The organism is Bradyrhizobium sp. 33ap4, assembly GCF_032654765.1.
GTDB classification, from domain to species: Bacteria; Pseudomonadota; Alphaproteobacteria; order Rhizobiales; family Xanthobacteraceae; genus Bradyrhizobium; species Bradyrhizobium australafricanum.
Map to the genome: position 1 here is coordinate 1 of NZ_JAUMTJ010000102.1, position 18870 is coordinate 18870.

12 protein-coding genes and 5 pseudogenes are annotated in these 18870 nt (G+C 59.2%); 13 read left to right on the top strand and 4 right to left on the bottom strand.

What is annotated here, in order from left to right; translation table 11 throughout:
• Both Q2M23_RS41425 and Q2M23_RS41430 read left to right on the top strand, forming a co-directional pair.
• The coding region (locus Q2M23_RS41425; protein ID WP_316399159.1) for an IS66 family transposase at nt 1-330 on the top strand (330 nt) is incomplete at its 5' end.
• Nucleotides 331-1131: 801 nt separating this feature from the next.
• Nucleotides 1132-1248, top strand: a pseudogene (locus tag Q2M23_RS41430) (IS110 family transposase); the annotation flags it as partial.
• A 58-nt stretch (nt 1249-1306) separates the two neighbouring features.
• Here the strand turns inward: Q2M23_RS41430 and Q2M23_RS41435 are convergent.
• Nucleotides 1307-2055: pseudogene (locus Q2M23_RS41435) on the bottom strand (SDR family NAD(P)-dependent oxidoreductase).
• A gap of 88 nt (nt 2056-2143) precedes the next feature.
• Nucleotides 2144-2843: pseudogene (locus tag Q2M23_RS41440) on the bottom strand (histidine phosphatase family protein).
• A gap of 133 nt (nt 2844-2976) precedes the next feature.
• Here Q2M23_RS41440 and Q2M23_RS41445 point away from each other — a divergent pair.
• From Q2M23_RS41445 to Q2M23_RS41455, 3 genes are all read left to right on the top strand, one after another.
• Complete coding sequence (locus tag Q2M23_RS41445; protein WP_316399160.1) at nt 2977-3762, top strand: SDR family oxidoreductase; 786 nt, start codon at nt 2977-2979, stop codon at nt 3760-3762.
• A gap of 1253 nt (nt 3763-5015) precedes the next feature.
• Nucleotides 5016-5885 (top strand): enoyl-CoA hydratase/isomerase family protein, encoded by an 870-nt coding sequence (locus Q2M23_RS41450; protein WP_316399161.1) that lies wholly within the window; start codon nt 5016-5018, stop codon nt 5883-5885.
• A 184-nt stretch (nt 5886-6069) separates the two neighbouring features.
• Nucleotides 6070-6951 carry a crotonase/enoyl-CoA hydratase family protein gene (locus Q2M23_RS41455; protein ID WP_316399162.1) on the top strand — a complete coding sequence of 294 codons (882 nt, stop codon included), beginning with the start codon at nt 6070-6072 and terminating at the stop codon, nt 6949-6951.
• A 607-nt stretch (nt 6952-7558) separates the two neighbouring features.
• On the opposite strand, the gene Q2M23_RS41460 is transcribed toward Q2M23_RS41455, so the two are convergent.
• Nucleotides 7559-8545, bottom strand: a complete 987-nt coding sequence (locus tag Q2M23_RS41460) for an NAD(P)-dependent oxidoreductase (protein WP_316399163.1) — start codon at nt 8543-8545, stop codon at nt 7559-7561.
• 1864 nt (nt 8546-10409) lie between these two features.
• On the opposite strand from Q2M23_RS41460, the gene Q2M23_RS41465 reads away from it, so the two are divergent.
• The 7 genes and pseudogenes from Q2M23_RS41465 (at nt 10410) to Q2M23_RS44290 (ending at nt 17145) form a co-directional block, all read left to right on the top strand.
• Nucleotides 10410-10892: a PaaI family thioesterase gene (locus Q2M23_RS41465; RefSeq protein ID WP_316399164.1), complete on the top strand. Its 483-nt coding sequence runs from the start codon at nt 10410-10412 to the stop codon at nt 10890-10892.
• Nucleotides 10893-10947: 55 nt separating this feature from the next.
• Nucleotides 10948-12177: a CaiB/BaiF CoA-transferase family protein gene (locus Q2M23_RS41470; RefSeq protein WP_316399165.1), complete on the top strand. Its 1230-nt coding sequence runs from the start codon at nt 10948-10950 to the stop codon at nt 12175-12177.
• A 404-nt stretch (nt 12178-12581) separates the two neighbouring features.
• Entirely contained in the window at nt 12582-13730 is a 1149-nt protein-coding gene (locus Q2M23_RS41475; RefSeq protein ID WP_316399166.1) for an acyl-CoA dehydrogenase family protein, read from the top strand.
• 1157 nt (nt 13731-14887) lie between these two features.
• Nucleotides 14888-15886, top strand: coding sequence for a nitronate monooxygenase family protein (locus Q2M23_RS41480; RefSeq protein WP_316399167.1), 999 nt, complete (start codon nt 14888-14890; stop codon nt 15884-15886).
• Between the two features lie 81 nt (nt 15887-15967).
• A pseudogene (locus Q2M23_RS41485) lies at nt 15968-16168 on the top strand (acyl-CoA dehydrogenase family protein); the annotation flags it as partial.
• Nucleotides 16169-16349: 181 nt separating this feature from the next.
• Nucleotides 16350-16858, top strand: a pseudogene (locus Q2M23_RS44285) (phosphotransferase).
• A gap of 47 nt (nt 16859-16905) precedes the next feature.
• Nucleotides 16906-17145 carry a phosphotransferase gene (locus tag Q2M23_RS44290; protein ID WP_410469832.1) on the top strand — a complete coding sequence of 80 codons (240 nt, stop codon included), beginning with the start codon at nt 16906-16908 and terminating at the stop codon, nt 17143-17145.
• Nucleotides 17146-17821: 676 nt separating this feature from the next.
• Here Q2M23_RS44290 and Q2M23_RS41495 read toward each other — a convergent pair.
• Nucleotides 17822-18043: a hypothetical protein gene (locus Q2M23_RS41495; RefSeq protein WP_316399168.1), complete on the bottom strand. Its 222-nt coding sequence runs from the start codon at nt 18041-18043 to the stop codon at nt 17822-17824.
• 416 nt (nt 18044-18459) lie between these two features.
• Between Q2M23_RS41495 and Q2M23_RS41500 the strand changes: the two genes are divergently transcribed.
• A partial coding sequence (locus tag Q2M23_RS41500) for an ATP-binding cassette domain-containing protein (protein ID WP_316399169.1) occupies nt 18460-18870 on the top strand: 411 nt, incomplete at its 3' end.

The window sequence follows — 18870 nt, forward strand, 5'->3', positions numbered from 1 at the left end:
CGGCGGATCTCCGGCAAATCAAAATTGGCCGAGGCGATCCGCTATGCCGTCTCGCGCCGTGCCATCTTCGAACGCTTTCTGACCGATGGCCGCATCGAGCTCGACTCCAACATCGTCGAACGCGCCATCCGGCCACAAACAATCACGAGAAAGAACAGCCTCTTCGCCGGCAGCGGACAAACCTGGACGACTATCGCAACACTGCTGCAGACGGCGAAGATGAACAACGTCGATCCGTTCGCCTGGCTCGCCGTAACGCTTCAGCGTATCGCCAACGGTTGGCCGAGCAGCGAACTCGACGCGCTTATGCCATGGAACCACGCCGCCTGACGGCCTCAGCTTGCCGCTTAGAGTTCGATGCCATCAATACCGTCCTCGCCGCCACCGGCTACAACTTCGTCGCATCAATCCGCTGGCTGGAGCTTCTATTGCACCAAATCCTCGTCCGTCTCATCTTCCGACTTCAACTCGTCCCGAGCTGAAATCCAGGTTCTCCACGGACGACTGACAAGCCTCATCACCTGTGGCCCTCCAGCCGGCCACGGCTGGAGGGCTAGACGTTTACTCCTCCGAGACAATACCCGTCGATCATCGCAGCGCAGATGCACACTGTGCACTGTGCGACTTTCCGCGGCGGCTCGGCCCTGGCGCGCGAGCCCGATTGGAGTTGATCAAGCGCTAAAGGCTCGCGCCGCGCCCGCAGTCGCCGAGCTGGACCTCATCGACGGCGGACGCGGATGGCTTCAGAGCCATGTGGAATTCCGCCGCTTGTGGCGTATTTCGGCCTGAGATGAACACTCAGTTCGGAACGAGCTGGACACCCGCAACGGTTGGTCTTGGAGATCCTATCGGTGATGTGGTCGCTTGTTTGAATACCAATTCATCCTGTGGTTGCGAAAGGTCGCAGCAACGTATCCGCATTACAGCTATAAGCCCCGGTCCCTGGGGAAGGTCACAGAAGAGAGCCCTCAGAGAGCAGATTCCCTTTCATGACTATCTGACCCGCGGTGAAGGCGATCTTGTCGATCTGGCTGACCTAGCTCTTGGACGCGCTCATGCTCGTGCCTTGAGCAGATCTTCGAGCGAGCGCGTTGAGATGCCTGAACGTAGGCCTCCTGGCTGCCGACAGCCAAAATGGCCGGCAAACCAGCCAAACTCGCCCTCATTGCTGTCGCCAGGAAGCTGCTGACCATCCTCAACGCCACGATGCGCGACAGAAAGCCCTATAAGATCGCTCCGTCAACATAACAGTTGCCGGCTCAGCAGTGCGGTACTGTGCACTGCAATCGTCCGGGACGCGAGACAATCAACTAATCGTCGCACCGCCGTCGATGACCGTGGTCTGGCCGGTCATGAAGTCGCCGGCCTTCGATCCCAGGAACACGGCGGCACCGTCGATCTCGGGATGCCGATGCGCGGGAGCGGCGAGCGCGAGGTCGAGGCCTTCAGGTTCTCCGGATTGTCCCACAGTGCTTTGGCGAAATCGGTCTTGATCAGGCCTGGCGCGATGCAGTTCACGCGGATGTTGTGCTTGCCGTATTCGCAGGCGAGGTTCCGCGCGAGCTGCATGTCGGCAGCCTTGGAGATCGCGTAGGCGCCGAGAATGGTCGAGCCTTCGAGGCCGCCGATCGAGGAGACGATGATCACCGAGCCGTCCTTGCGCTCGATCATCTGCGGCACTACCATCGAAATCAGCCAGTTGTTGGCGACGATGTTGTTGTCGAGGATTTTTCGAAACTGATCATCGGAGATGGCGGCGAGCGGACCGTAATACGGGTTCGAAGCGGCGTTGCAAACCAGCACGTCGATCCTGCCGAAGGCGCGGTTGCTCTCGTCGACGAGGTTTTGCAAGTTCTCCTTCGAGGAGATGTTGGCGGCAATCGCGACCGCCGTACCCTTGCCGAACCTGTCTTTGATCCCCTTCCCCACCTCCTCGCAGACGTCGGCCTTGCGCGAGGAGATCACGACCTTGGCGCCGTGCTCGGCCGTGCGCTCTGCGATCGCAAGCCCGATGCCGCGCGTCGATCCCGTGATGACGGCAACTTTTCCCTTCATGTCGAACAAGGATCATGTTTCTCTCCCAGAATTGACGACGTTGATTTGATCGCAAGCTTTAGCCACGGCCGCGCTCGGCGGCAATGGCTCAAGCGAGGTTCTTGACTTCCGGCCCTGCCGGCTGATGCATCGCGTTGTGCCTGTCGTCCGCGATCCACGGCCGCTGGTTCACCACCGGCAAGCGCTAGACGCCGCGCTCGGGCGTCGTGAAGAGATCGAGCCGCGTCACCGAGCAATTGTCGATGTCGAAGGACAACCCCTTGTCCGGCTGGCCGCCGAGCGCGAGCCCCAACGCCGCCTTGATCGTGCCGCCATGGGAACAGCGATGATGTCCTGTCCCGCCCGAGCGCGATCGATCCGTTCGATGGTGCGGCAGGTGCGGTTGTAGATATCCATGAAGCTTTCGCCGCTGGGTGCGGGCTCGTTGATGTCGGCGAACCAGCTCGAGCCCGCGGGCCGGCTCGCGATGAACGCGGCCCGGTTCATGCCCTGCCAGTGGCCGAGATTCTGCTCGGCGAAGTCCGCTTCCCAACTCATGTTGGCGGGCTTCGGAAAGCCTGCCGCCCAGATCGCTTCCGCCGTCTGATGCGTGCGCATCAGGTTGCTCGAGTACCAGACCGCGTTGCGCGGCAGGATCTTTGCGACCGCCTCGAACACCTCCACGTCGCTGGTGTCGCAGGCGAGATCCTGCTGACCGTAGATGTTGCCGCCGTCATTGCGCACCGGCGCGTGACGGACCCACCACCATCGCGTCGTGACCACGTGGGCTTGCTGGAATCGGACATCATCGAAACCCTTCCATCCCGTTCGATTTCGCTGTACGTCAGGAGCGAACGCGTCTGAAGACTTCAGCGTCTTGAAATCTTTTTTGAAATTCCGTCGCGCGGCAAGCACCGCGCGCGAACATGGGGAGAGAAACGCATGGGCCGCCTGCAAGGCAAATCCGTCATCATCACCGGCGCGGGCAGCGGCATCGGCCGCGCCGCCTCGCTGCTGTTCACGAAAGAGGGCGCAAGACTGATCGCGGTCGATCGCACCGAGAGCGTGAAGGAGACGGTCGAAGAGATCAAGCGCGCCGGCGGCACCGCAGAGGCGACGATGGCCGACGCGGGTTCCGAGAAGGATGCCATGGCCGTCATCGACAAGGCGGTGAAGTCGCACGGCCGGCTCGACGTGATCTGGGCCAATGCCGGCGTCTCCGGCGGGCTCGTGCCGCTCGCGGAGCAGACGGTCGAGCATTGGCAGGAGGTTCTGCGCGTCAATCTGATCGGCCCCTTCCTCGCGGTCAAACACGCGATGCCGCACATCGTCAAGCAGCAGTCCGGCGCGATCGTGCTGACGGCGTCTGTCGCAGGCCTCAAGGCCGGCGCGAGCGGTCATCCCTATGCCGCGAGCAAGGCCGGCGTGATCAGCCTGGTGCAGACCACGGCCTATTCGCTCTCCGGCACCGGCGTACGCATCAACGCGGTGTGCCCTGGGCTCATCGAAACTGGCATGACCAAGCCGATCTTCGACCGCGCCAAGGAACGCGGCACCCAGGACAAGATCGGCCAGCTCAATCCGCTCAAGCGCCCCGGCCAGCCGCACGAGCTCGCGGCGATGGGTCTGTTCCTGGCGAGCGACGAGGCGTCGTATGTGAACGGTCAGGCCTTCCCGGTGGACGGCGGCCTCACGGCCTCGATGCCGTACACGGGCAAGCCGGTTTAGCCCTCTCGTGCCCCGGACGCAGCGCGGTTTCGCTGGCGATGCGAAGCATCGTCCAGTGCGATGCGCTGCTGAGCCGGGGCCCACGGGCCCGCAAAGTCGTGAGGTCCTTTTTGCCCGACGGGACAAGCTATTTTCTTTTTTCGCAAATCAACCCCATGCCAAGTAGAATTGCGCCGCGAGCCGGGCCCCGGATCGCGCCGCGCTCCGGCCCCAGCTACGCGTGGGTGATTTGACCGACGGGCGCCGCTGTTGGTATTGTTCATGCTGACAGCAGAGCTGCCCCCCTGCCTTCCCAAGAAACCTTCAATGCCAAGCTTTGCGGCACGCAGTCCGACTGCGCTGTGTAGCCGGTGAGATAGTGATAGTAGCATCGTGCGACCACGAGCGACCCGATCTTGCGCCGCGCCATTCCGTTTTCAACACGTCGTAGGCGCTCCTTTTTTTGAGAACATTTACAGTCAATGAAGGTTCTGCGGCCGCTCGTGCAGCTCGGCGGCGTGTATGAGCGTTGCAGCTTTATCCGCAGCGCCACGCGCTCTGGACTGCTCCGATTGGAACGGCCGTTCTCACCGTCAATTGCTCTCTCAGTCGTTCGTCCGTACGTTTGCTGAGGCGAGAGCTTTGTCGGCAACAAATCAGCGGAGGCAACGCGGGGGCAGTATTGCCATGTCGCCCGACAGCTCGCTTTGTGACAAAGACGGTGACATCCATCTGATTGGTGGAAATTTGGCTGGCCTGCCGGGTGTAATCTCTCAGGCCGAGTGAGGTGTCAGTATGGGCGCTGGCGCGGTAGGTAGATGCGCGAAGAACGCGCGAACAGAACGCTCACCCTGCGCAATTTCACTCCCATTCGGGCGATCTTTGCGGTCTTTGGGCGTCAACTCAATTTAGATTATGGCTCGTCCGGCTGCCGCTCGAACCATCAAATGGAAATCATAGTGCGATGATACAATCTAGTGGCAGGCCACAGCAAGCTATCGGCTCTCTTCCGACCCGGTAGCGGTGATTGGTTCAGTGCCGGCTTCGATTTTGGGGGGCGTCAAGCCCTTGAAGCTTTCCAATGGCTCAAGTTACTCGAGGAAGGTGGCCGCGGTTAATCACAAGTACGAGGAGATTGTCGGTTACCCTGCTATTTCTTCCTCAATAGCATGCCATTCGTGCCTGATGCGGTGTTGATCTTTCGAGATCGTGCGTCGCCGCGTTCGAAGAATTGTGGCATGGTATCAGCGGTCGATGCTTAGGAGACGCATCTGATGACGTATAGCACCATACTCTATGAAGTCGACGACCGCGTAGCGCGGATCACTTTCAATCGACCGAAAAGAATGAATGCGATCTCCCTCGAAGTCGCAGCCGAAGTCGAAGATGCGGTTTCTATTGCCGACGCTGACCCCGACGTTCGCGTTATCGTGATTGCGGGCGCGGGAGGGCGCGCATTTTCGGCCGGCCACGACTTCGACGACGAAGACAATGAAAAACGGTCAACCTTAGAGGGGTTCAAGAACCGCTTAAATAAGGACGTCGCGTTCGATTATTCCGTATTCAACTGCTCTAAACCTGTCATCGCGATGATCGACGGGTATTGTCTCGGAGGAGCTCTGCCTTTCGCGCTAATGTGTGACCTTCGATACTGCTCCGAAGGCTCGCGCTTCGGTGTCAGTGAAACTCGGTTTGGCCTCGCTCCGCCAACACTGGCGCTGCCCTGGGTCATCGGGCAACGTTGTCGCGAGCTAATTTACACGGGAGATATGTTCGACGCTCAGGAGGCGTTGCGGCTCGGCATGGTGAACCGCGTCTTCCCTAAGGATCAACTTGAGGACGAAGTAATGCGTATCGCGAAACGTATGTCGCGCGTCGCGCTTCCAACATTGGTGTGGAACAAGAGAGCACTCAACAACACTCTCCTCGCGTCAGGATTTGAATCAGCGATGCGGTACGGTACAGAAGCCTGTTTACTTATGAAATTCTCGGACTCCGAGTTCAAGCGCTTTGGAGAGATCGTTCAGTCCGAAGGCGTTACGGCAGCAATCAAATGGCGCGACGCAATCTTTGCGCCGTTCGAGTCCGAGAAGTCATGGGCGTCCTCTCGCACTCTGCCCAATCAGCCCGTCAAGGCAAAGTGAGCGTACTGTCGCTCGCCGGGGCCCGATTTGGCGCTTGTCCATAAAGCAGGGGCATAGCGGAGGCCCTGTTGCCGCTTGGCTGCATGCTGCGCTAGCCAGGACAACCAGAGCGCTATTAGACCTTAACGCTACCGATTCAGCCAGCAAACTGAGCTACGCTGCACACATGACGAAAGAAGGACAAATGTCGATCAAAAAGTTTGCGACTTTGAGTCTGGCGAAGTCGGGCGGAATTGCGACGGTCACCCTCTACCGGCCTGAACATCTGAATACGTTCACACCTGAGATGATGAGGGACTTGATCGAAGTCTTTGATGTGACGGATGCCGACGATGAGGTTGCCGCGGTGATCGTGACGGGGGCCGGGCGCGCTTTTTGCGCCGGCGCCGATCTCAGCGGAAGCAAAGGCTCTACATTTGATCATACGGGCGAGCGACCGCTTCAAATCAAAGTCAAAGGCATACGCCGGGACGGTGGCGGTCGCGTCTCGCTCCGCATCTACGACAGTCTCAAGCCTGTTATTGCGGCCGTGAATGGCGCAGCGGTCGGCGTTGGCGCAACGATGCTGCTTCCGATGGACATACGGATTGCGTCAACAAGCGCCAAATTCGGGTTTGTCTTCGCCAGGCGCGGCATCGTGTCCGAAGCCTGCTCCAGCTACTTCTTGCCTCGGATCGTCGGCATCTCCAGCGCGCTGGACTGGACGTACTCCGGGCGCGTGTTCGGTGCAGAAGAAGCCCTTGAACGGGGCCTTGTACGCTCAACTCATACGCCGGAGACGCTGATGGATGCGGCCCGTACTATTGCGCGGTCGTTCGTGGAACAGTCCGCACCAATCTCGGTCGCCCTGATCCGGCAAATGATGTGGCGCGGGCTCGAAGCACGCCACCCAATGACTGCGCACATTGCTGAAAGCCACGCGATGCAATCGCGTGGGGCATCGCAGGATGCGCAGGAGGGGATCGCCGCCTTTCTCGAAAAGCGCCCGGCGGAATACACCAATAAGATTTCGGGAGAGCTCCCTAACATCTGGCCGGGGCGGCTGGTTCCAGAGTTCGATTGGTGAGCTGAACCATTCGGGCCAGCAATAGCTCAGCTATTCAAGCTCATGTGAATGGTAGGCGGCAGGTCTCAGCAGCTAAGGCCCCCGAACATTCTCAACTTTATGGTCAGAAGCAAGGTCACTGACGACGACGTCATTTCCAAGATATTGTCGAGGAAGTGAGGGCCCTTCGGCGTTTCGCCAGGAAAAAAGTATCTTCCACGAGTCGTGTCACGCGACGTCGCGGGCCTTCTGAGGCGTGCGGTTCGCTACCCGTGTGACCTTAGAGCGCGGTGGCTAACCGAAGCAGACGTCGGAGGGGCCGCGTGTGTGTTGACCGCACAAAGCGATGCCAGTCAGCGTTCGATTGGCATTGACCAATCAAAAGAGCGGCGCGAACCGACCGCCGACGAGCGAAATCTGCCCACACGCAAGTGTTCGTCGCCGTGCCGAGTGCCTCGTCACTTGCTAGGTCAATGCCACCTTGAGCCAGAAGGCGGTGATGGGGTGCTGGCGCACGCCTTCCGCGGCGGGCCTGGGCGCGCTGGCTCAAAGTCAAGATTCAAATCGCGGACCAAATCCATCCCGCCACGTACGTTCGAAACAGCAAGCGGCATCGCGTCCGGGGCCACTAGAGTCCCGCTTCCCGTGGGTCCGCTTCATTTAACATCGACTCACCGGCGACGAAGCGCCGAAAGTTCTCCACAAAACGGTCATCCATCCGCTGGGCGTTGCCGTCGCCCTTCCAGGACGTGTGGGCGCTCATCCGCACCTTCGGGTGGTCCCAAATCCAGCTATCCTCGGGCAGCGGCTCGGTCTCGAAAACGTCGAGTACGGCTCGAGCCGGCTTGTTGGCTTCGAGCCCGGCGCGCAGGGCCTCGTGATCGATCAGGGCGCCCCGCGCCACGTTGATTAGGATTGAGCCCGTCTTCATGGCCGCAAAGAATTCGGCGTTGGCGACCTTACGAGTTTCAGCCGTGGAGGGCAGCGCCAGAACCACGATATCCAGGTTCGGCAGGAATTTCGGCAGATCCGCCAGCGCATTGGTCTGGCCGATCACCTTGTCCGGCCCAGGCGTCCGACGGAACCCCGACACCTTGGCCCCGAACGCCAGCGCACGGGTAGCGATCTCCTGGCCGACCTCGCCCCAGCCGATTAGGCCCCAGCGTGTGCGGTTCACCTCGTTGTAGAAGGTCTCCTGCCATTTGCGCTCTGCCTGCGCCTCACGCTGTGCGTCGATCGGGAGGATTAGGCTCAATGCGTGGGCCATGACATATTCGGCCATAGGCACGGCCTGAGCGGCGTTCTTCGTCACCCGCGCGCCATTGGCCATCATCGACCTGAACATTGGCCTGTCGTCTAGACCAGCCGTGTGAGCCTGCACCCACTTCGGCCGACTCCGACGGATTACGCCGACCAGGGTCTTTTGCAGATTCGCTTGCCAGGAGTCGGCGGTCAACCAGACCACCTCCGGGTTCACGTCGTCCTGGGCCAAGGGCTTGTCGTTTAAGGAAAACGCCTCCGCCGCGGTCACCAGCACGAAATCGGCGTCCGGCTTGATCGCCCGCAGTCGCTCGCCCTGCCGCTCAAATGCGGCCTCCGTCATCAAAACTTGCATATATTTTTTCGTCCTCTCATGCCGTCAGAAACTTTGATCTTCGCTGTCTCCGGGCTAGCGGGATCGTCGCGAATCCCGGCGTCGCGGTCGGAAGAAGCCTTCCCAATGGTGTTGTTCTCTTCGCTCTTGGTAGCTGCGGTTCTTTCATCAGTGATATCAGCGAGATTGAAGCATCCGCCGCAATCTCCCTGCCTTCGACCGGTCGTCTCCGTGTTATTCGTCGACTGGAGACTAGCCGCGAACACGCACCAGAATTCCCGGATTCTTTTCGCTCCGATGGCGTTCGTGCGCGGCGATCGTTATTGGCGCGCGGAAATTCCGCAGAGCTGGATATTAAGAGGGCGAAGACTTGGCCTGAGATATGCTCGCTGGTGGCCGGGGCGACGTCGCCCGAGAGATAGAAATGGGCTGGCCTGCAGGGCGCACTTCTCGTTCTCAAAGGGTGTAATTATCAACGCGGCTGCGGGTGAAACAAACACATTCTGGTGCTCCTCGCCGAACCGGCGAGATCGCTGCGTGCTGGAGACTGAGATAAAGGATCTAGGGCTGCCATTCGTCGTTGGCTTTTTATAAGCTCGCGCCAAGATAGATGTGTTCAAGGCCTCGTTGGGGAAGATCCCGACGAGCCCGGCCTTGCTCTCCTTCTTCAGCCGCTCAAGTGAGGTCGTGCTGTGCAGCTTCCGCCCGCGCGGCGGCTGACAAGATCATAAAGGTCCTCACGTCGTCCTCGGCGGACCCTGTCGTGCGCCGAGCCGGCAGTCGTGCGCCTGGGCTCGCAGGCCTTAATGTGGGTTAGTTAAGACTCGCGTATCATCATCGTCACACAGAATTATTGGTCTTCGCCACCCGCACGAGCACAGCGCGTGGCGCCAGCACCTGAGCGCTGCTCCAGGAAAAAGCCCCTCATTCCGACGTCGATCGCCTAGCAGACCTTCGAAACCAGATCCTTCGAGATTCCGGTCATGCCCATCGGCTGGACGGGGTCCTCGACTTTGCTGGTTGAGCGCGGCCTGTGGCGGCGATCGTGCGCGGGCTCGAGGAAAGCCCGGAAATTCCGGTCCTGAGACCTCGACGCCTAATAAAGCTCCAATTCCCAGCCGCGTCTAAAGATAGGGCCGGCAATTTCGCTCAATCGATCGTTGTTTTTTGAAGTAGCACCCCCGATCGCTAGGTAACCCGTTGACGCGTGAAGGTTGCAAGGTGCGCCGCCTGTGAAACGCTTGCGACAACGTCCACCGGTCCCGCCTAGCCGAGGCGACGATTTGATGCCTCAAGTTGAAGCTCATGTAGGTAGATACGCCAAGAAGGCGCGGACGGCACCTTCACCCTGCGCAATTTCGGACCAGTTCGGGCGATCTTTGCGGTCTTTCGGCATCAACTCGTTTTAGAATTTGCCTAGTCTCGGTTGTACGAGGCAGCTCCGCTCCCGTCTAAGAGACAGCGAATTGCTTACCAGACTCCCGCGGCCCCAACGCCTTTAAGTGAAGACGACAACGACATGAGACAATCTAAAACGGTCAGCCCCAGCAAGCTATTGGCTCTCTTCCGACTGAGCTGATCGGTGCAAATCCGAATTCGAGCCGTCAAGCCTCCGAGCTTTCGAACACCTTGGGTGCGCGGGGAAATCGGACGCGGTAAAGCCGAAGTGCAAAGAGATTTTCGGTTACCGCTGCTGTCCTTCCATCAAGAACAATTCCCGGTGCACGGGATGAAACAAGGCAAGTTACGTCGAGCCCCCAGCGACGATGGCGGAATTCTCGAGATGCATCCGGTACGGTCGCCAGGCCTTTATCTCTATGAGTGGGCAGGGCGTCTGTTACCGATTCAGACTTAAGGCGAAACATCAGAAAGTTAAGGTCCCTTCATGCATGACGACAAGAAATCCGTGACTTTAGACCAATCGAAGCAAGTTGGTAGCCACATTGCTACGGAGGGTGAGTTCGCAGGTTGGACGACCTTCTACGATGCAGGCTTCGAAAACCTGATCGGTCCCTTTTGGTATCGACAGGAGTCGGACGGGAGTATGCGTTGTGCCTTTCGCGCCGAGAAAAAGCACCTTCGTGACTCCGGCGTCGTCCACGGCGGCTGTTTGATGACGTTTGCCGACCTTTGTCTCTTCGTAACCGCTATTCCGGTGCTGCAAGGGCACGGGGTGACTATCCATCTGTCCGGCGACTTTATCGACGTCGGGCGCGAAGGCGATCTGATCGTAGGCACGGGCGAAATCATTCGCGCCGGCGGCTCGCTGATATTTGCGCGAGGTCAATTGACAGCCGGAGAGCGGACATTGTTCGCCTTTTCCGGAACGATCAAGCGACTGAGGCCGAAGGCGGGCCCGCGCGCATAGCCGTAGGCCGTCCGCAGGGCCGGCTGCATCAAACGAAGTTCGTAAAGGAAAGTTCATGTCCGCACTACCGCTCTCGGGCATCAAAATACTTGATCTCACGCGCGTGCTTGCCGGACCCCTATCGGCTCAGATGTTTGGCGACCTCGGTGCGGAGGTGATCAAGATTGAGCGGCCGGGCGCGGGCGACGATGCGCGTGCCTACGGTCCGCCTTATCTTGTCGATCCGGAAGGTCGCGAGACTAACAACAATGCGTTTTACCTCTCGGCCAACCGAAACAAAAAATCCATCACGGTCAACATTGCGACGCTTGAGGGCCAGGAGATCATCCGCGGGCTTGCCGCACACGCTGATGTCTTCATGGAGAATTATAAGGTCGGAGATCTGAAGCGCTATGGTCTCGACTATGGAACAATAAAGGAAATCAATCCCGGCATTATTTATTGTTCAGTGACCGGTTTCGGGCAGACCGGCCCTTACGCGCCGCGGGCGGGTTACGACGCGATCTTCCAGGCAATGGGTGGATTGATGAGCGTCACTGGACAAATGGACGGCGAGCCGGGGGCGGGACCAATGAAGGTCGGCACCTCCATCGTCGACTACATGACGGGTATGAACGCTTCGATTGGTATTCTCTCGGCGCTCTACCATCGCAAGGTGAATGGCGGAGCGGGCCAGCTCATCGACGTCTCCCTGTTCGACACCGTGATTGCTTCTCTTAGCCACTCCCTCCAGATATATCTCGTCAGTGGAAAGAGCCCGCCAAGGCGCGGCACCTGGGGCAATGGCGGCGCGCCTGCGGGCGTGTTTCGCTGTGCGGATGGTGAATTGATGCTGGTGGTCGGTAATGATGGCCAATTCGCGCGTACCTGCGCGGTGCTTGGCGCGCCGGAGTTGGTGAGCAATCCAAAGTTTATAAAAAACAACGACCGCGTCGCCAACTACACGGAGATCATGGCCATCTACGCTGGTCTGTTTTTGAGGAATACGGTGACGTATTGGCTCCAAAAGCTGGAAGACGCTGGGGTCCCTTGCGGCCCTGTCAATGATTTTGCTCAGGTATTCGAGGATCCCCACGTCCAGGCGCGCGGCATGCGAGTCAAAGTCAATCATAAGTTCGCAAGCGAGCTGTCGTTGATCCGCAATGCGCTGACTTTCTCCAAGACGCCGATCACGGGTTATCGCGCCCCGCCGCTCCTGGGCGAGAACACTGATCAGGTACTCAGCGGAATCTTGCGCTATGATTCCGAGAAGATTGAAGACCTTAAAAAGCAAGGGGTGATTTAACGGGGGCGATCATGTCACGTCGTACACCGGAGCTGCGAAGCGGTTGGCTCTTTTGAAGAATCGGTGCGAGCGTTTTCTCTGGAAGGTATGGAGACGATGTGCTGGAGCCGAAGCGCATCGAAGCCGCATCCGTCTGCGGCCCGCGCTCGCCTTGATAATGAGGCAGATCTGAGGTGCCGGCGGGAATATCTTGGCCGATGCGCTCGATGTGAGTGCGACGAGCAGGGGCGGCTCGGCCACCTGTCGGACGACCGAGAGCTATGGCAACCTTCGCCACGAAACGGCCGACCCGCTTCTCAGGAGGCGCAGTTGAAACTCCAGAAGACGAGAGAACCGCGCGCTCGCAGGCAGATCGGTCGAAGCCTGACTGTGACGTTCCCCCGTCTGATCATTGAGGTAGACCCATGGATGTCGAAACATTTGAACTGCTCCGCAACACAGTCAGCCGGTTCGTATCCGAGCGACTGATCCCGGCCGAGGATGAAGTCGAAGCCAATGACGACGTGCCCGAAGAGATCGTTCAGGAGATGCGCGATCTTGGGCTGTTCGGGCTTTCTATCCCCGAAGCCTTTGGCGGGCTCGGCCTCTCCATGGTGGAGGAGGCCGTTATAATTCGCGAACTCACGCGCGCCTCCGTGGTCTTCAGGTCGGTGATCGGTACCACCGTCGGCATCGGCTCGCAGGGCATCGTAATTGACGGCACGGACGGTCAGAAGCAGGAATGGCTTCCGAAGCTCGCTGCAGGTCAAGCCATCGGAGCTTTCGCGTTGACCGAGCCGGAAGCAGGATCTGACGCCGCCTCGATCAAGACCCAAGCCGCTCGGGACGGAGACGTCTATCGCATCACCGGCACGAAGCGGTTCATCACCAATGCGCCCCGAGCCAGCGTCTTCACTGTGATGGCGAGAACTGAGCCGGGGACGCCTGGCGCGGCAGGAATATCGGCCTTCATCGTGCCCGCTGATAAGCCGGGTATCACGCTGGGCAAGCCAGACCGCAAAATGGGCCAGCGCGGAGCCAAGACTTGCGATGTGATCTTCGATGACTGCATCGTTCCCGCCGATGCGATCATTGGCGGGAAGCCGGGACTCGGGTTCAAAACCGCAATGAAGGTGCTCGATCGGGGGCGAATCCACATCGGTGCCGTCGCACTTGGCATGTGCGACCGACTAATCGAGGCGAGCCTCAGTTATTCAAGCGGGCGCAAGCAATTCGGACAGCGGTTGGCCGATTTCCAGCTGGTCCAGGGGATGTTGGCGGACTCCCAGACTGACGCGCTTGCGGCGGCCGGCGTGGTCGAGCAAGCGGCGCGCCGTTTCGATGCAGGTCAAGACGTTAGGCTGGAGGCAGCCGTGGCCAAATACTTTGCGAGCGAGGCGGTAGGCAGGATCGCCGACCGCGCCGTTCAGATCCATGGCGGTGCAGGATACATGGCCGATTATAAGGTCGAGCGCTTCTACCGCGACGTACGGCTGCTGCGCATATACGAAGGCGCATCTCAGATTCAGCAACTGGTCATCGCGAGGGAAATGCTGCGGCGCTTGACAAACTAGCGACAGTTCGGGGCCCGGCTGATCCTCCGCTCGCCCGGGCGGTGCTGCATGACCATCCAGCAGACTTAAAATAAGGGCTCGTGCAGACGCACGAGATTGTCGCCGTCCTCCTCGGTTGGGAACCTAGGAATTCCTGCTGTCGCTCTACGCCAAGCGGGAAATTCTGATCGGTCATCTAATAGGGGCCGGCCGCTTCATGCGAATTGGCGTCACAGGGAGAGCGGGACGCTTGAGCGGCTTGCCGCCCTAATGGCGAAAAGGTTGTTGCGGATGCCCATCTTGTCGGGGCCCGAAGCGCTCATGAGCGTCTTTTCGCATCGGGAAAGGTGAGCCTCGCGCATTCGGCTTTCTGAGCTGCCGGTATGAATTCGATGCCACCTCGACTGAGAGCATGGTGGTCGCTCGGGGGCGTATCCGCGAGTCCGCCCCTACGTTCAAGCCCGTCACCGCATTCGCGAATACGATCGCCGTGACCACAACTCCTGCTAGCTCGCGCTGCTATGACCTGACGGGGTGATGGTCATGACCACTGCACGCCGCTACCGAAGCATCGCGGTGGCGCGCATTTTTTTGGGTCGCAATCCAGACTCGACCTGGTCCTGGAAATAATTTTGCAGCACATGCGACCTGCAGATTCCAAGTCCGGACTCAACGGCCGCCGCTCGAAGTCGGCGAATGACTAGGTACAAACGCGGCTTCTCATCAGCCATGAGCCCGATATTGGAGGGTCTCCTCAGCCTGCTTATCATACACTGTCGGTCATGACATCGCAGATCCGGCGCTTTAGAAATGCAGCTCCTTGCATTTTGGAGGCGCACAAGAATTCCGAAAAACTCCGGGGGCGTGGGCGACCCGCGCTAGGCAAATGCCGTCGAGCCGTCGGTCTGAAACGTCGGTCGCCGTCGGCGTGCCTATGACCGACACCTTTATGGGACTGATCGCGCGAGACTCACGCGATGCAATCGCGCGGCGCGCCGCATGACGCGCAGGGGGCATCGCGACGTTTCTCGGGAAAGTCCAGCAGAATACACCAACAAGGTTTCCGAAAACAATCCCAACATCCGGCCGTGTCGGACGACTCCAGAGTTCGACTGGTGAGACGCCAATTTTGAGCCGCCACACAAGCGCCGTGCGCGCTCGACGCAAGGAATCCCCTCATGGCAATCAAGACCCGCTTCACCGAACTTTTCGGCGTAGAGCATCCGATCGCCCGAGGCGGCATGCAGTGGGTCGGCAAGGCCGAGCTGGTCTCCGCCGTGGCCAATGCGGGCGGGCTCGGGGTCATAACTGCGCTTACTCAGCCTACGCCGGATGACCTGCGCCAGGAGATCGACAGGACGCGCAAGCTCACCGACAAGCCGTTCGGGGTGAACCTGACGATTTTGCCGGCGATCAATCTGCCGCCCTACTTCGAGTACCGCAAGGCGATCATCGATTCCGGGATCAACATCGTGGAGACGGCCGGCTACAAGCCGCAGGAGCACGTCGACCACTTTAAGGAGCACGGGATCAAGGTGATTCACAAGTGCACCGCAGTCCGCCACGCGCTCTCGGCTGAGCGGATGGGCGTGGACGCCATCTCAATCGACGGCATGGAATGCGCTGGGCACCCTGGCGAGGACGACATCCCCGGTTTGATCCTGATCCCGGCGGCAGCCGACAAAGTGAAGATCCCGATGCTGGCCTCCGGCGGATTCGGCGACGGTCGCGGCTTGGTCGCGGCCTTGGCGCTTGGCGCAGACGGCATCAACATGGGCACCCGCTTCTGCGCCACGAAGGAGGCGCCGATCCACGAGAACTTCAAGCAGCGCATGGTCGAGCTCGACGAGCGCGGCACCAACCTGATCTTCCGCACCATGCACAACACTGCCCGAATGGCGAAAAACGTGGTCAGCGACAAAGTGGTGGCGATCGAGAAGAAGGGCGGCGCGAAGTTCGGAGACGTGCAGCACCTGGTGACCGGCGTCCGCGGGCGCGCGGGCCTCGAGGGCGGCGACACCGAACACGGCATCTGGACTGCGGGCATGGTCATGGGCCTGATGCACGACATCCCTACTTGCGAGGAGCTGATCAGCCGCATCGTTCGCGAAGCCGAAGTAATCATCCAGGCCCTCCCCCGCATGCTCGCGCCGTTTCGGGTGCTGGCGAATGCCTGAGGCTGTCGGAACATCCCTCGTCGCTTTGGCCTTAGCACACAAACAAGATAGCTAATTTAAGCAATTTGTGCCTGAAGCCACCGATACGGCAACAAGTTCGACCAGTTCGAGATCGCCATGATCAAGGTGGTGGCACCGCGGATCGCGCTGAAGATCATCGATCAGGCGATCCAGGCCTTTGGCGCGGCTGGCGTCTCCGATCAGGCGGGGCTTGCGCGCACCTACCTGCAATGCGGACTGCCCGATGGTCTTGATGAAGTGCACTGCCGCACTGTTTGCTAGGCATGAACGTCAAGTATACGGATTGCGCGTCAAGGTAAATGAAAATGCGATCACCGAGTGTGCCGAAATTCATTGTGGGAGCGTCATTGTGCCCAAAGACGGTAGCAAGGATAAGGAGCACACCGGAACAACGGCAGTCGAGGAGCGGCACCGCATCGACGAGACCAGCCTTGACTGCTGGATGCGTGAGCATGTCGAAGGCTATGCCGGCCCTTTGACGCTCCTGCAGTTCAAGGGCCACCAGTCTATTCCCACCTACAAGCTCGATACTTCCAGCCGCTCGTACGTGATGCGCAGAAAGCCATTCGGCAAACTGCTGCCGTCGGCGCATGCAGTCGATCGCGAGCTCCGCGTCATCTCGGCGCTTGCTCGCCAAGGCTTTCCCGTCGCATACGCGTACGCGCTCTGCATGGACAATGCCGTTATCGGCGCGCCCTTTTATGTCATGTCGATGGAGGAGGGCCGTGTCTCTGGGATCCGACGCTGCCTAGCCAACCTGCGGAAGAGCGGGCAAAAATCTTCCGGAGTAAGATCGAGACGCTTTCGAAGCTGCATATGTTCGATCCCGAAAAGATAGGTCTTGCGGACTTCGGTAGGCCCGCCAACTATTTTGCGCGCCAGATAGATCGTTTGGACGAAGCAGTATCGTGCCTCGGAGACGAAATACATTCCGAAGATAGAAAAAGCTAATCGAGTGGCCGCCGAATACGGTCCCGCAACAGCAGCGTCTATCCATAGTGCACGGCGACTACCGGCTCGACAACATGATCTTCCACCGAAGCGGGTCATCTGTCATCGCCGTGCTTGACTGGGAGTTGTCAACGCTTGGCGATCCCATGGCCGATTTCACGTACCTACTAATGCAATGGGTTCGACCCGGGCTTGCCAGCGTTGATCTGAAGGCGCTCAGCATCCCAAGCATGGAAGGTGCCGCTGAAATCTATTGCGATACACCGGCTGCGCGATGCCGGACTTGAATTGGTATTTTTGCTACAATCTCTTTCGCCTGGCTGGAATTACTCAGGGGGTGGCTAGTCGCATCCGAGATGGCACAGCCACCAATCCTAAGGCGGTCGAATCGGCCAAGCGCACCGTGCCACTCGCGAAAGCTGCCTTTGACCATGCACAAAAGGCGGGCGCGTCGTAGCGGGTACCGTTCGAACAAGCAGTCAATCACAACCCAGAGCGTTCCCGATCGACTGGGTCTCGGTAACCAGATCCGCTCGAACAATATCAATCATCCCTTGATGCGCGCACAGAGCGTCGTTCCGGTTGACGCGCTCATCGTGCCTACGTGGACCGCGAAGATGGGTATGGCGGCGAGAACATTCAGAGAGCCGACACAGCCACAGAGTGGCCGCAGGAGTAGTCGTACAGTACAATTCTAAGTGAATTCAGCGGCCGTGTTGCGCAGATCGAACTCAATCAATCAAGCAAGGTGAATGCATTGTCCCTTAGGCTCGCTGCCGAATTCTAGGAAGCTCTCACAATCGCCCATCGCGATCCGGGAATTCGTGTTGTGGTGTTTTCGAGTGCCGGAAGATGCATTCACGGCGATCGCGATGCCCATTTCTGAGCCGACAATGCCATCCTGACTTTGTTGAAGTCTTGCGCCTTATTGGACTGCAATTGGCTTTATAGTCCAGTATCTGCTCATGCTCCATTCGACAATCGTCTGGCGCGTTCGAGTGAAGCCGAGGCGTCCTTCCTGGCGTACTCGATACACGACGGTTCGATTTTTGACGCTTGATCTGGGTACGGTCGTCGATGCTCGGCGACACCGACTGCGACGACGAGTTGCGCGATCGGTCGGACGAAATGAGCAGCCGACCCGATCGTTCCAAGCCGCAGCGGGATATGACCGATCAGCGTCATCAGGTTTCGCTAGTGCACCGAGGGAGCGTTGAATAGACTGAGACTTCGGGTGTATCGCAATCCGTTATGACAGGTCAGGACACTAGGCTCGACGGAAAGCGCGGCTAGGCTTAGACTTCCAAGATTTTGGCGGTCGGGAGAGAGTAGATACATGGCTACGTTCGCACCTCCTAACCAAGGCGCGTGCTTCGTTCTCGATGGAGACAAGTACAACCGACGTTTGGCGTGTCATTATTTCCGGCTAAAAGCACTGCCGATCTAAACCCCCGCATTTTGCTGGGTCGATGCAGGATTTCGGCCGTGCGGAGGGCCACATTAGGGAAATCCAGCTTGAGGAGGCCGATAATAGTCCTGTGAACGGCAAAAGCATCTGTCGGCCCTAAGGTCGCAGAACGAGAACGCAGATGGGAGAAGGAATGCGCCATCTGGTCAACCGCAGACGCCTCGTGCAGGTGTGCAATCTTGAGCAGCTGCAGTCCGTCACGAAAGAATATCATGGTCCGGTCGTCGGCGCCGCCGCTGTAGCGGGAGAAGCGCCGGGACCGGGGAGAGGGTCGATGCCAGGCGCGAACAATGCCTTTGTAAAGTTTTCCGAGGTCCAGAAGACCTACGATGGGGAAACGCTGGTCGTTAAGAATCTCAACCTGGACATCGCGCGGGGGGAGTTCTTGACCATGCTCGGGCCTTCCGGCTCAGGCAAGACGACAACCCTCATGATGCTCGCCGGCTTCGAGATGCCAACACACGGCCGGATTCTTCTGGAGGGGCGCTCGATCGACAACATGCCTCCACACAAGCGCGACATCGGCATGGTGTTTCAGAATTAC